At 47.3% G+C, this 13,043-nt stretch carries 13 protein-coding genes; 4 read left to right on the plus strand and 9 right to left on the minus strand.

Annotated elements, in window-relative coordinates; translation table 11 throughout:
- Window positions 1-4 precede the first annotated feature (4 nt).
- The 7 genes from pyk to AB3351_RS11985 form a co-directional block, all read right to left on the minus strand.
- Window positions 5-1,756, minus strand: a complete 1,752-nt coding sequence (gene pyk, locus AB3351_RS11955) for a pyruvate kinase (RefSeq protein ID WP_371147378.1) — start codon at window positions 1,754-1,756, stop codon at window positions 5-7.
- A gap of 14 nt (window positions 1,757-1,770) precedes the next feature.
- Window positions 1,771-2,739: an acetyl-CoA carboxylase carboxyl transferase subunit alpha gene (accA, locus tag AB3351_RS11960; RefSeq protein WP_371147379.1), complete on the minus strand. Its 969-nt coding sequence runs from the start codon at window positions 2,737-2,739 to the stop codon at window positions 1,771-1,773.
- The gene (gene accD, locus AB3351_RS11965) at window positions 2,739-3,620 is read right to left on the minus strand and encodes an acetyl-CoA carboxylase, carboxyltransferase subunit beta (protein ID WP_371147380.1); all 882 of its coding nucleotides are present in this window, start codon (window positions 3,618-3,620) and stop codon (window positions 2,739-2,741) included. Before accD ends, accA begins: the two co-directional genes overlap by 1 nt.
- A 29-nt stretch (window positions 3,621-3,649) precedes the next feature.
- Window positions 3,650-3,832 (minus strand): glutamate decarboxylase, encoded by a 183-nt coding sequence (locus tag AB3351_RS11970; RefSeq protein WP_371147381.1) that lies wholly within the window; start codon window positions 3,830-3,832, stop codon window positions 3,650-3,652.
- A gap of 93 nt (window positions 3,833-3,925) precedes the next feature.
- A complete protein-coding gene (locus AB3351_RS11975; RefSeq protein ID WP_371147382.1) occupies window positions 3,926-4,597 on the minus strand; it encodes a FadR/GntR family transcriptional regulator in 672 nt (223 codons plus the stop codon).
- An 88-nt stretch (window positions 4,598-4,685) separates the two neighbouring features.
- Window positions 4,686-5,915 (minus strand): NAD(P)-dependent malic enzyme, encoded by a 1,230-nt coding sequence (locus AB3351_RS11980; RefSeq protein WP_371147383.1) that lies wholly within the window; start codon window positions 5,913-5,915, stop codon window positions 4,686-4,688.
- A 140-nt stretch (window positions 5,916-6,055) separates the two neighbouring features.
- Window positions 6,056-9,490, minus strand: coding sequence for a DNA polymerase III subunit alpha (locus AB3351_RS11985; protein WP_458306039.1), 3,435 nt, complete (start codon window positions 9,488-9,490; stop codon window positions 6,056-6,058).
- A gap of 134 nt (window positions 9,491-9,624) precedes the next feature.
- Between AB3351_RS11985 and AB3351_RS11990 the strand changes: the two genes are divergently transcribed.
- The 4 genes from AB3351_RS11990 (at window position 9,625) to AB3351_RS12005 (ending at window position 11,156) form a co-directional block, all read left to right on the plus strand.
- Window positions 9,625-9,969: a YtrH family sporulation protein gene (locus AB3351_RS11990; protein WP_371147384.1), complete on the plus strand. Its 345-nt coding sequence runs from the start codon at window positions 9,625-9,627 to the stop codon at window positions 9,967-9,969.
- Window positions 9,966-10,451: a hypothetical protein gene (locus AB3351_RS11995; protein WP_371147385.1), complete on the plus strand. Its 486-nt coding sequence runs from the start codon at window positions 9,966-9,968 to the stop codon at window positions 10,449-10,451. Before AB3351_RS11990 ends, AB3351_RS11995 begins: the two co-directional genes overlap by 4 nt.
- A gap of 63 nt (window positions 10,452-10,514) precedes the next feature.
- On the plus strand, window positions 10,515-10,718 hold the full coding sequence (locus AB3351_RS12000; protein ID WP_371147386.1) for a hypothetical protein: 204 nt from the start codon (window positions 10,515-10,517) through the stop codon (window positions 10,716-10,718).
- A 138-nt stretch (window positions 10,719-10,856) separates the two neighbouring features.
- Window positions 10,857-11,156, plus strand: a complete 300-nt coding sequence (locus AB3351_RS12005) for a YtpI family protein (RefSeq protein WP_371147387.1) — start codon at window positions 10,857-10,859, stop codon at window positions 11,154-11,156.
- Between the two features lie 47 nt (window positions 11,157-11,203).
- Here AB3351_RS12005 and AB3351_RS12010 read toward each other — a convergent pair whose 3' ends face one another.
- The gene (locus tag AB3351_RS12010) at window positions 11,204-12,514 is read right to left on the minus strand and encodes a DRTGG domain-containing protein (RefSeq protein ID WP_371147388.1); all 1,311 of its coding nucleotides are present in this window, start codon (window positions 12,512-12,514) and stop codon (window positions 11,204-11,206) included.
- 211 nt (window positions 12,515-12,725) lie between these two features.
- On the minus strand, window positions 12,726-12,983 hold the full coding sequence (locus tag AB3351_RS12015) for a hypothetical protein (RefSeq protein WP_371147389.1): 258 nt from the start codon (window positions 12,981-12,983) through the stop codon (window positions 12,726-12,728).
- Between the last annotated feature and the right edge of the window lie 60 nt (window positions 12,984-13,043).

Below are 13,043 nucleotides of genomic sequence, written 5' to 3' on the forward strand. Positions count from 1 at the left end.
ACCTTTACAGAATCCGAGCGAAGCCGGCATAGATGCGTCCGCTAGACGGATCAACCGTTACTTCATCCCCGTCTTCGAACAACCGGGTTGCATTCTCTACCCCGACGACAACGGGAATACCCAGGTTTAGACCAACAACTGCTGCATGGGATGTCAATCCGCCTTCCTCAACAACAAGAGCGCTCGCTTTTTCAATTAACGGCATCATCTCGCGATCCGTTCCTTTGGTAATGATGACTACATTCGAACCATCCTCAGGGAATTTTTCCGAGCCATCGCGCACCCGCAGTACTTTACCGGTTGCGGCGCTATGACCAATGCCCTGGCCTCGTGCGACTACATCGCCTACAATATGCACCTTCAAAAGGTTCGTCGTTCCCGGTTCACGCACAGGAACACCCGCTGTAATGACCACGAGATCGCCGCGCTTAACCACACCTGAATTCACAGCCGTACGTACGGAAATATCAAGCATCTCATCCGTATTATCCGTCGGTTCGCTCTGCAATGGAATCACTCCCCAGACAAGCGCAAGCTTTCTGCAAATGTGCGGATGAGGAGTTACAGCAACAATCGGCGCTTTTGGTCGGAACTTGGACACCATCCGTGCCGTATGCCCGCTCTCTGTTGCCGTTATGATCGCGCATGCATCCAGATCAAAGGCCACATTCGCAACAGCCTGACTGAGCGCATCAGGAATGACCGTTTGTTTCTTCACGGAATTTGTATGAAGAATCTCTCGATACGAAAGCGCTGTTTCCGTACGCTCAGCAATCCGCTTCATCGTTTGAACCGCTTCGATCGGATATTTACCTGCTGCCGTTTCGCCCGATAGCATAATCGCATCTGTGCCATCAAAGATCGCATTGGCAACATCGCTTGCTTCTGCTCGAGTCGGGCGCGGATTGCGCTGCATCGAATCCAGCATTTGTGTCGCCGTAATGACCGGTTTACCCGCTTCATTACAACGGCGAATTAACTCTTTTTGAACCAGCGGGACTTCCTCAGCGGGAATTTCGACACCAAGGTCACCACGTGCAACCATCAAACCGTCAGATACCGCAAGAATATCAGCGGCATTATTCACCCCTTCATGATTCTCAATCTTGGAGATGATATGAATATCAGCATGGTGCCGCTCTAAAATTTCACGAATTTCAAGTACATCTTCCGCTTTACGGACAAACGAAGCGGCAATCATGTCAATGCCCTGACGGATGCCAAATTCAATATCGCTCGCATCTTTTTCTGTGATGCCTGGCAGTCCGATCTGTACACCCGGTACATTTACGCCTTTTCTATCTTTTAATGTTCCACCGTTTCGGATATGACAATAAATCTCTGTACCTTCCACCTTCTCAACCTCAAGACCAATCAAACCGTCATCGATTAGAATGGTGCAGCCAGGTTGAACATCATTGGGCAGACCATCATACGTTACCGAAACACGCCGCTCGTCCCCTTTAATTTCCTCTGTTGTCAGCACAATTGTTTCGCCTTCTACAAGCTCTACGGATGGTTTTTCCAGCACGCCTGTGCGAATTTCCGGCCCTTTCGTATCCAGCAGAATCGCCACATTCTTACCAAGTTCTGATGCCGCTTGACGAATTGCGGTAATACGTGCACCGTGCTCTTCATGAGAGCCGTGAGAAAAGTTTAGTCGCGCCACATTCATTCCTGCTTCCATTAGCGCTTTTAACGTTTCAATCGACTCACTTGCAGGACCAATAGTACATACAATCTTCGTTTTTCGCATAGTTTGCGGACCTCCTAGATAGATTCTGTGAAAGCTGCATACCGTCCTATCGATTTATACTTCTCGTAGCGGTCGGCAATTAATTCGTCCCTTCCCATCTTGCTCAATTCACCCAGATGTGCAGCCAGTACTGTACGCAAGGAAGCTGCGGTTTGTGCAAGATGACGGTGGGCGCCGCCAATCGGCTCAGGCACAATCTCATCTACCACACCCAGTTCATGCAGATCATGAGCGGTAATCTTCATCGTCTCAGCTGCACGCTGTGCCTGACTTGCATCCTTCCATAGAAGCGCGGCTGCGCCTTCTGGGGATATAACAGAATAAAAGGCATTTTCAAGCATAAGCAGCCTATTCCCAACACCAAGAGCAAGTGCGCCGCCACTGCCGCCCTCACCAACTACAACACAAAGTATCGGTACCCCAAATGATGCCATCTCACGCAAGTTGCGGGCAATTGCTTCACTCTGCCCCCGCTCTTCTGCTGCCTTACCCGGATAAGCACCTGTTGTATTAATGAAGCAGATGATCGGGCGGTTGAATTTGTCTGCCTGCTGCATAAGACGCAGCGCTTTACGGTATCCTTCCGGATGCGGCATGCCAAAATTGCGTGCGATGTTTTCTTTCGTATCCCGACCCTTTTGATGTCCCATTACTGTGACAGGACGACCGTTAAACTTCGCAATGCCTGCTACAATAGCTGCATCATCTCCGTATAAACGGTCTCCGTGCAGCTCAATAAAGTCCGTAAATAAAGCGTTGATTAGGTCAAGCGTAGTAGGGCGCTCCGGATGCCTTGCAAGCTGCACCCGCTGCCATGGCGTCAGATTGCCGTATATGTCCTGCGCCAACGATTTTGCTCTCGCTTCTAATTTTACAATTTCATCGGTAAAATCTATATCCTTTTCTTCCGTAAATTTGCGAAGCTCCTCAATTTTTGCATTTAATTCAAGGAGGGGTTTCTCAAAAGATAATTCTCCGGCCATTACTTTTCCCTCCTAACCGTATGCATATCAAGAATTTTAGCGATTGTATCACGCATCTCTTTACGAGGGATTACTTTATCAAGCTGGCCTTTGTTTAAAAGAAACTCAGCCGTCTGAAAGTCCTCCGGCAGTTCCTGACGAATGGTCTGTTCAATAATGCGGCGGCCCGCAAAGCCGATCAAAGCACCCGGCTCCGCAAAGTTATAGTCACCAAGCGATGCAAAGCTTGCCGAGACACCGCCTGTGGTCGGGTGGGTCATAACAGAAATGTAGAGCCCGCCTGCTGTATTCAGCTTAGCAAGCGCTGCGCTTGTTTTCGCCATCTGCATCAGACTAAGAACTCCTTCCTGCATGCGTGCTCCACCGGAAGCGGAGAAAAGCAGAAACGGATAGTTTTTCTCAATCGCCTGCTCGATCGCTCGGGTAATTTTCTCTCCTACGACAGAGCCCATGCTTCCCATACGAAAGCGGGAATCCATAACAGCGATGACGACCGGATAGCCTTTTATTGTACCTTCGCCTGTAACGATCGCCTCCGACAGCCCTGATTTCTCTTTGTCTTTTTCTAGCTTAGGCATATAATCCGGAAAATTCAGCGGATCAGCCGATAGCAACTCATTGTCATATTCAAAGAAATGACTATCATCTAACAGCATGGCAATGCGCTCGAAGGCCGTCATCGGGAAATGATGACCGCACCCTTGGCACACCTTTAGATTTTTTTCGAGTTCTTTTGCGTATGCAATCGTGCCGCATGTGGGGCATTTCGTCATCAGCCCTTCCGGCACTTCTTTTACCGTTGCCTTCTCATCCTGAACTTGTCCTTGTTCAGTTCGCACGGTCGCATAACGGCGTTTTTTATAAAAAATGTCTTTTAACAACACAATACACCTCTCTTAAGGCTACAGCTTCAATGCAGAATCGTACTGAGTACTTCTTGTACTTCATTTACTTCTCCTGCGGGAACAAGAATTTCGTACTGCTTGGAGATACCGGCTTGACGAACTTTTACAAGGAATCCTTCCCCTGTAAGCTTATCTTGAATTCGTTCTGCAATTTTGGCGCTTGGGGCGATATAGATGACCGTCCACATCCCGGCTCATCCTCCTTACAAATGTATGTTGTCTACCACCATTCTACCCCTTTTTTGCAAAAACTTCCGCTTCTCTCTAACATATCGGGATCGCTACAATATGCTGTTCTCCAAATGGCTTCGCATACGGCTCACTGCTTCCTCTTCATCTCCCGCCCGAATGGCTTCAAGAATGGCCCGGTGCTCTCTAAACCCTTCTTCAGCCCGCCCCGTGCGGGCGAGTGACTCTTCCCGCACAGATTGACTGTATTCGATGAGAGGAACCCACATCCGGTGCAGAACTGAATTACGGCTTGAGCGACAAATGGCCCGGTGGAAAAGATAATCCTCTTCCGTAGGTACTTCACCTTCCCGAATGCGCTCCTCTCCCTGGAGAATGATGCGCTCCATCTCGGCAAAGTGTCTTTGATTAGCTCGCTGACACGCTAGGCGCACTGCATCGATTTCGAGTATTTTTCTCATCTCGATCAAGTCGCCTCTGGTTTTGAAATCCTTTAGAATGTACGCTCCAACTAGATTAATAAGTTGGTTATGCCGATAATGCTGGAGGAATGTACCTTCTCCCCTGCGCGTCGTAATTAACCCGAGAAGTTCTAATGCCCGAAGCGCTTCCCGTACGGAGGATCGCCCTACTTGAAGTCGCTCAGACAACTCGCGCTCGGATGGAAGCTTATCTCCCGGTTTTAGTCCGTCTTCTTTAATGATTCGATTAATCTCCAGCAGAATTTCCTGATAGACCTTACGCTGTTCAGGCAAATTTGACACGTCCCTCACCTTGCTTGCTCTTTTATATTTTTCCGCGCCAAAAAAAGGAGGAATACTTCCTCCTTTTTACCATATTGAAAACTGTCACCTATACTTGTATGGCAGCTAGCATGTCTTCTTTCATCTGCTCAATATCGATCTCCCGGCGTGCTACGCCTGTTTCCATAGCGGCTTTAGCTACTGATGCTGCCACATGCGGCGCTACTCTCCGATCAAAGGGAGAAGGAATAATATAGTCAGAAGATAGCTCTGCATCGCTAACCAGTTCAGCGATCGCATTTACAGCAGCCAGCTTCATGGATTCATTAATATCGGTTGCCATGACTTCAAGCGCACCTCGGAAAATTCCAGGGAAGGCCAGTACGTTATTGACCTGATTTGGAAAATCAGAGCGGCCTGTTCCAATGACAGCTGCCCCCGCCTCTTTGGCGACTTCAGGCATAATCTCTGGAATCGGATTGGCCATCGCAAAAATAATCGGATGTTCGTTCATCGAGCGTACCATCTCCGGTGTCAGAGAACCCGCCACCGATACACCGATAAATACGTCAGCTCCATTAAGTACATCCGCCAGCGTACCCTCTATCCGGTGCTGATTGGTAATCCGCGCGATCTCATCCTTAATCGGATTCATGCCAAACGGACGTCCTTCGTAAATGGCTCCTTTGGAATCGCACATGATAACTTCCTTTACACCCATAAAAAGCAGTAGCTTGATGATAGCAATCCCCGCAGCACCTGCACCATTGGCAACAACAGAAATCTCTTCCATCCTCTTGCCAGTAATCTTGAGCGCATTCAAAAGCCCTGCGGCAGTCACAATAGCAGTACCGTGCTGATCATCATGAAATACAGGAATGGATAATTCCTTTTTCAAGCGTTCTTCAATTTCAAAGCAATTCGGAGCAGCAATATCCTCTAAATTGATGCCTCCAAACGTTGGCTCCAAGTATTTGACTGTCTTAATAATCTCCTCTGGATCCTGCGTGTTCAAGCATATCGGAAATGCGTCTACACCTGCAAACGACTTGAAAAGTACGGCTTTTCCTTCCATGACCGGAAGCGCACCTTCAGGACCGATATTGCCAAGTCCTAATACAGCCGAGCCATCGGAAACTACCGCAACCATGTTGCCTTTAGCTGTATACTCATATACTTTGTTCCGATCATCAAAGATGTCTTTACATGGCTCAGCTACTCCCGGTGAATAGGCAAGGCTTAAATCATTGGCATCTTCTAATGCTACCTTGGACTCTACTTGAATTTTCCCTCGGCTTTCCCTGTGAAGCTTCAATGCTTGTTCACGTATATTTGACACTCTTCACACAACTCCTTCTCTCTTTCGACCCCGAATATCGAAGTGGTCTGACCACTTCATTTATTATTACCCCATTATATCAAAAGCGGCCAATCTGTAAACCAGATAAAGGCCGCTTTTGGACGTTTTTTCGTATGAAATTACCGTTTTTTGATAATAACCAAACCTTCTCCCACAATTTTCTCAATATTTCTAACTATTTCACTTTCTGCTCGTACATTGTACTCTTCCGCAAGCTGAACTGATTGTCGTGTGGCAGCATAATAGAGGATCACCGGGCTTTCCCCCGGCTTTTCTCGAAGCGTTCGCTGCAAATGCTGAAGGCGTGCAGCATCCGCCTCAAGGCCGGCTTCTATTTTGATGAATACGATCGGCGAGGGCTTAGGCTCATCCAATACCCCTTCAAGTTCAGCAAGCTCTTTTATCTGATCGGCGATACACTTCACCTCTTCGCCTTTTCGATCTGCCTTGCCTTCCACAGCAAGCAGTCCACCTTTCACCAACACATCGGCAGCATGGTGATACACACCTGGGAATACGACCACTTCAATACGTGATGTCCGGTCCTCAAGCTGCACAAAAGCCATTGGCTGGCCGTTGCGGGTTGTAATGGTACGAACTCCGACCACCATACCGGCAAGATGAATAGCCTGACGATTTTTCATCTGTCCAAGCTGGCTTAAGGGCAGAAACGAAAAGCGTTCGCACACCGCACGGTACGCATCAAGTGGATGGCCTGATAAATACAATCCGAGCAATTCTTTCTCCTGCAGCAGCTTTTCTTTCTGTTGAAAATCAGGACATTCCACTAGAAGAGGCGGTGCTTCATCCGCCATAGTCTTCTCGTCCATAAGAAAATCCATCTGATCGACTTCCTCACGGCGGCGCATTCGCTGAGCCCAATCCAATGCCGCATCCATTCCTTCTAGCAAGGCGGCCCGATTATGAGAAAAAACATCCATCGCACCGCTTTTAATGAGTGCCTCAAGCACGCGACGATTGCAGATGCGCGGGTCAATACGACGACAGAAATCAGCCAGGCTATCAAACGGGCGCTTCTCTCTCTCTTCCAATATACGACGAATCGCCTGTACACCAACGTTTTTAATAGCGGCAAGGCCGAATCGAATGCTTCCATCCTCCACTGTAAAATCCACCGCGCTTCGGTTTACATCAGGACCAAGCACAGGAATGGAACGGCGCTTGCACTCTTCCACATATTCCGCTACTTTTTCCGCATTTCCTTGCGCCATCGTTAATAGTGCAGCCAAAAACGCAACCGGGTGATTGGCTTTCAAATATGCCATATAATACGTAATCATCGCATAGGCAGCACTATGGCTGCGATTATACCCATAATCAGCAAAGCGCACAATCATATCATAGAGCTGATTCGCCAGCTTATTCTCATACCCCTGCGCGGTGGCACCTGCGACAAACTTTTCGCGCTGTTCCTGCAACAACTCCCGTTTTTTCTTCGATACAGCACGACGCAGAATATCAGCTTCTCCGAGTGTAAATCCCGCGACGCTAGAAGCGATCTGCATAATCTGCTCCTGATATAAAATAAAGCCATATGTCTCATGTAAAATCGGCTCCAGCACAGGATGAAGATACGTAACCTCCTTCTTCCCGTGCTTGGCTTTCGCAAAGTCTGGAATAAACTCCATCGGGCCAGGTCGAAACAGTGCCAGTACGGCTACAATATCCTCAAATGTCGAAGGTTTTACCTCTCGAAGTACATGGCGCATGCCTGGCGACTCCAACTGAAATACCCCTGCTGTATCCGCTTCAGAGAGCATGCGGTATGTACGCTCATCATCAAGCGGTAGGCTTGATAAATCAATATCGATCTTTTCCTGCTCTCGTACGGCACGAATCGCCTGCTCTAGCAATGTCAAGTTTTTCAGTCCGAGAAAATCCATCTTAAGCAGACCGACCTCCTCTAGCGCTTCCATCGCATATTGCGTTAGCGCATGGCCGTCGTGTCCTTGCTGCAGTGGTACGTATTCGGTGAGCGAATCACGGGAGATCACGACGCCAGCTGCGTGAGTGGAAGCATGGCGCGGCAGACCTTCTACAGCCTGGGCAAGCTGCATCAGCTTCTCTGCCTGTGGATTCTCTTCGATTATCTGGCGCAGTGCTTTGCTTTTCTGCAGCGCCCGCTCTAGCGTAATACCAAGTTCTGAGGGAATTAACTTCGCGATACGATCAACCGACGCAAGCGGAATGTTCAGCGCTCGCCCCACGTCTCTGATAGCTGCACGCGCGGCCATCGTTCCGAAGGTAATAATTTGGGCTACATGATCTCTGCCGTATTTGTTCACCACATACTCAATGACTTCATCGCGGCGCTCATAGCTAAAATCCACATCAATATCCGGCATACTGATTCGCTCCGGGTTTAAAAAGCGTTCAAATAGAAGTTTATGTGCTACCGGATCAATATCCGTAATCTGAAGCACATAAGCAACCAGACTCCCCGCAGCCGAGCCGCGACCAGGGCCTACCGCAATATCCTGCTCACGTGCGTAGCGAATGAAGTCCCATACAATTAAGAAGTAATCTGCAAACCCCATTCGAGAAATAACACCAAGCTCATAAGCAAGGCGCTCTCGTACCACTGTCTCCACCTCGGTGCCGTACCTACGCAAAAGCCCCTCTTCGCATACTTGGCGCAAATACTCATTAGCCTCTCGCCCTTGCGGCAGTGGAAAGACAGGCAAAATCGATTGGCCTAGCATTAGCTCTACATTGCACCTCTCTGCAATACGAACCGTATTCTCAATTGCCTCCGGCAGAAAAATAAACAGCTCGCTCATCTCATCTGCATTCTTCAAATAGTATTCACGCGTCGTATATACCGGACGCTCCGCATCTTCCATCGTCTTTCCTTCTCCGATACAGCGAAGAACATCGAGTACCGGCGCATCCGTTTCATACAAATACCGAACATTATTCGTAGCTACCAACCCGATTCCTGTCATGCGGCTTATATCAGTCATCCGCTGGTTTACTATCTTCTGTTCTTCTAGTAAATGATCCTGAATCTCCAGAAAAAAATTCGTCTCCCCAAATAGTATGCTATATTCTCGTGCAGTCTCTATCGCCTTTTCCATCTGTCCATCGGCAAGCAGCCTGCCTACTTCTCCGTCTCCTGCTCCACTTAACGCAATAATTCCTTCTGTATTGTCGCGCAATTCTTCTTTAGCCAGAAGCGGACGATGCCTGCCTGTAAGATGTGCTTGGGACAAGAGGCGCATCATGTTGCGATATCCCTTCTCATTCTCTGCAAGCAGCACGAGGGTTGAGCCCTTCTCCTCCCGATCCCATTCCCTGTCTGCAGGCTTGGCGGCCACCTGCAGCTGACAGCCTAGAATGGGCCGAATTCCTTCTTCACGACAGGCCTTATAGAAAGGTACAATTCCATACATTGCTGAAGTATCCGTAAGCGCAAGCGCATTCATTCCCAGTTCCTTGGCTCGTTGCACGAGCGGACGAATACGCGCCGTACTCTCCAAAAGGCTGTATTCGCTATGCACATGCAAATGCACAAAAGATCCCGTCTCCATCATCTTCCTCCTGTTCGTATCCTTCCTTTTATTATAACCTGTAGCGCAACATAGAAACAAACGTTCTCTTTTCATATTTTTCTCTTGTCCTTCATATATGTGGACATAAGGTACTTTGAGGAGAGGACGGTGTGCATATGAGTAAAATGTTGATCGGCTACCTGGCAAGCAAAATGTCACTATATTTCTTCATCGCATTCGGAATCGTACTGGGTGGTTCTCTACTGGGCGGCTTGGCAGCCTTTCTTACCAGACAACCGCCTTTTCATACAATGGAAGAACTGGCTCTTAAACTTAAAATTTGGGGCATGGTAGGCGCTCTCGGCGGTACATTCGATTCATTTATGCAAATCGAACGCATTTTTGCAGAAGGGAATATGTCTCCGGTTATTAAGCAAATTATATTTATCGTAAGCGCATTTATTGGTGCCGATACCGGCACACGGCTTATTCGTTGGCTCGTAAATGGGGAAGCATCATGAGAGTGCCTTCTGGCGCCTACTGGCGGCGCTCGATCCGTTTCATTCTTTTATTTGTACTAGGTCTCCTGCTCGGCATGTGCGTTCTTTTATTGCTTGTAGGAGACGAAGTGGACAGGCTGCATGTGAAGATTCGTAAATTAGAGCAGCAAAATGTCGAATATGCAGAAGAAATTCTCGAATACAAAAAACTGGAGCATAATTTGATTCAAAAAGATAAAAAGGTGGTAAAAGATATTGAACTCCATCTTTCGGCAGACGACGAATTTGTGGAAGCTGAACTCAAAAAAAAACTTAGTAAGGACTTATACTTTCTTAGAGGAAAGCCGTTGGATTATGTAGCTGGCTTCCATGAAGGTATTATGGTGATGGTGGCTGAGCGCAAATATACGCTCGACAATCGGATTTATTCGCTCCATCTCTCCACTCTTGTCATCTCACCATCGCTACATCTGCATATCAAAGTACAGGAACAAAGGCCATAGCGTTCTTTTGCTCGCAAATAAAAACAGTTTTTAGTAAAATAATAAGAAAAAGGAGGAATTCGTATGGTCATTAGTCGAAGAGAAATGGCACGTGCCAAAGTCGAAAAATTGAAAAATGGGTTCTCCGCTTTTTCTGAAACACAGGAAGTTACCGATCTAATGGAACGCTACATCAAAGAAGAAAATCTTGATGTCCATGTTGATAAAACCTCATTAGGCTGTTGGTTTATCCCCGCTACTGGCGAGAAGACGCAGCAGGAAATGTAATATACACATAAGCGATGGTATACTCTTTATAGAAGCGGAGTACCATCGCTTTTTCTATGAAAAAAACAGAGGGTGATTGTACTTTTTGAAAAACGATGCGAAAATAGAAACGATATCGCATCGAAGGGAGTTCCTGCATTGACGGCTATTCTCACAGTTATCCTTATCCTTTCTGCTACAGTAGCGCTCTATTACGCCATTACCTGGCGCAGCCAGCCCGGTGTGAAGGCGCGCATTTATCAGTCGCGCATGAATGTCGCTATGGGTATATTTCTGCTTGGCGTCGGATTTAATCAATTGACATTCGACAGGGTTGATACGATTCGTATCATCATCGGTATTGTCTTTCTCCTAATCGGGGGCGTAAATCTGATCATGGGCATTCGCAACTTACGCTACTTCATGAGAATACAAAAGGATCAAGGCGAAAAAAAATAAAGCGGAGCATGTCCGCTTTATTTTTTTAGAACCACGTTCCTTTTCCACTATCTTTCGATAACCTGCGTTGTCATCATCGCCTTTGATACAAGCGTTCCTTGATGGTATACTTCTACTTCCACTTTTCCGAACTTCCGGCTTGCTTCAAGCACACGCGGATGAATCTCAATCGTACTCTCAATCTGTACGGGTTTAAGGAAGTACACGGTAATGTTCTCTGGAACCATGTCACCTTTCTTATACTGTCTAAGCGCATGGCTGCCTGACTCGGATACAAGCGTTGTCAGTACCCCGCTCGAAATATTCCCAAGGTGATTGGTCATCTGCGGAGTTACTTCACCCCGGAAATAAATACCGTTTTCACCTTTAACCTCACGAAAACGATTCATAATCTGATTCGCAAACGTCTCACCCATCTGCGGCTGCTTCTGAATATACTGCAGGGCTTTAAGAACATCCTGGCGTGTAATCACACCTAACAGACGGCGATGATTATCAACAACCGGCAGCATCTCAATGCCTTCCCATACCATCATGTGTGCTGCGGAAGCGACCGAGACGCGAGCCATAACGGTAATTGGATTTTTCGTCATAACCTTCTCAATCGGCATGTCTTGCTCATGTCCGACAATATCCTTCGTTGTTACAACCCCAAGTACCTTCATGCTCTCATCCACTACGGGAAAACGCCCGTGTCCAATCGTCTCGACAAACCGGTGCCAATCCCCAATAGTATGATTGCTGTTTAGATAGTACGCATCCTTTAACGGGATCAAAATATCTTCAACCATCATAATTTCTTTCTTAATTAACCGGTCATCAATTGCACGGTTAATCAGCGTAGCTACCGTAAATGAATCATAACTGCTGGAGATGATCGGCATCTGCAGCTCATCAGCCAGCTTCTTCACTTCCTCGCTCGTATCAAATCCGCCGGTAATAAGTACTGCTGCCCCATGCTGCAGGGAAAGCTTATGGGCTTGATAGCGGTTGCCTACAATCAATAAGCTGCCCGCTTCCACATACCGCATCATCGCTTCAAGCTTCATCGCGCCAATAACGAATTTATTCAATGTTTTGTGCAAGCCTTCCCGACCGCCAAGCACATGTCCATCTACGATGTTAACAACTTCAGCAAACGTCAGTCTCTCAATGTTTTGCTTTTTCTTCTTTTCAATACGCACAGTGCCAACCCGCTCGATGGTACTCACCATCCCCTGGGCTTCAGCGTCTTTGATTGCGCGATATGCCGTACCTTCGCTCACTTCAAGTTCCTTCGCTACTTGGCGAACTGAAATCTTGCTTCCAACTTCTAATTCCTCAATATGTTGTAGAATCTGCTCATGTTTTGTAGCCATAGCTTCACCTTCTCCGAAAAAATTGGAGGTTAGAGCCGCCTGCTCTCTATCTCTTCCATGTCTTGTCCTTGTTCTTTATTATGCCACCTTTACACCAATTTCACTTCATAAAAGCGGCCTGTATTATTCTGTATTAGTTTCATTATACTTTGTTATTATAACAATCACAAACAGAAAATAAGCCACCATAACTCGGCGGCTTATCCTGTACTTATTCAAAATCTGCTCGTGTTCTCTCCCTTTGTCTCTCGCGTTCCTCAATCTGAGGCGGCGCCGTGTCCCCTTCCTCTCTTGCACCGATAATCTGGTACAGAAGAGCACCGATAATCAGCAGAGCAAAAGCAAGCCAAACCGCGCTAAATACGAACGCATCGGTGTGAGCAGAAAGAATAGGAAGACGCGGCAACCCATAGAGAACAAGCAAAAAAGCAAAAATAAGATAACTAATGTTACGGAACGGACGCCTCATATGCATTCACCTCGTCATACTGAAATAAATAAGCTTGTACAGTATATGCAAGAGGGGACA

Source organism: Aneurinibacillus sp. REN35, from assembly GCF_041379945.2.
Classification (GTDB): Bacteria; Bacillota; Bacilli; order Aneurinibacillales; family Aneurinibacillaceae; genus Aneurinibacillus.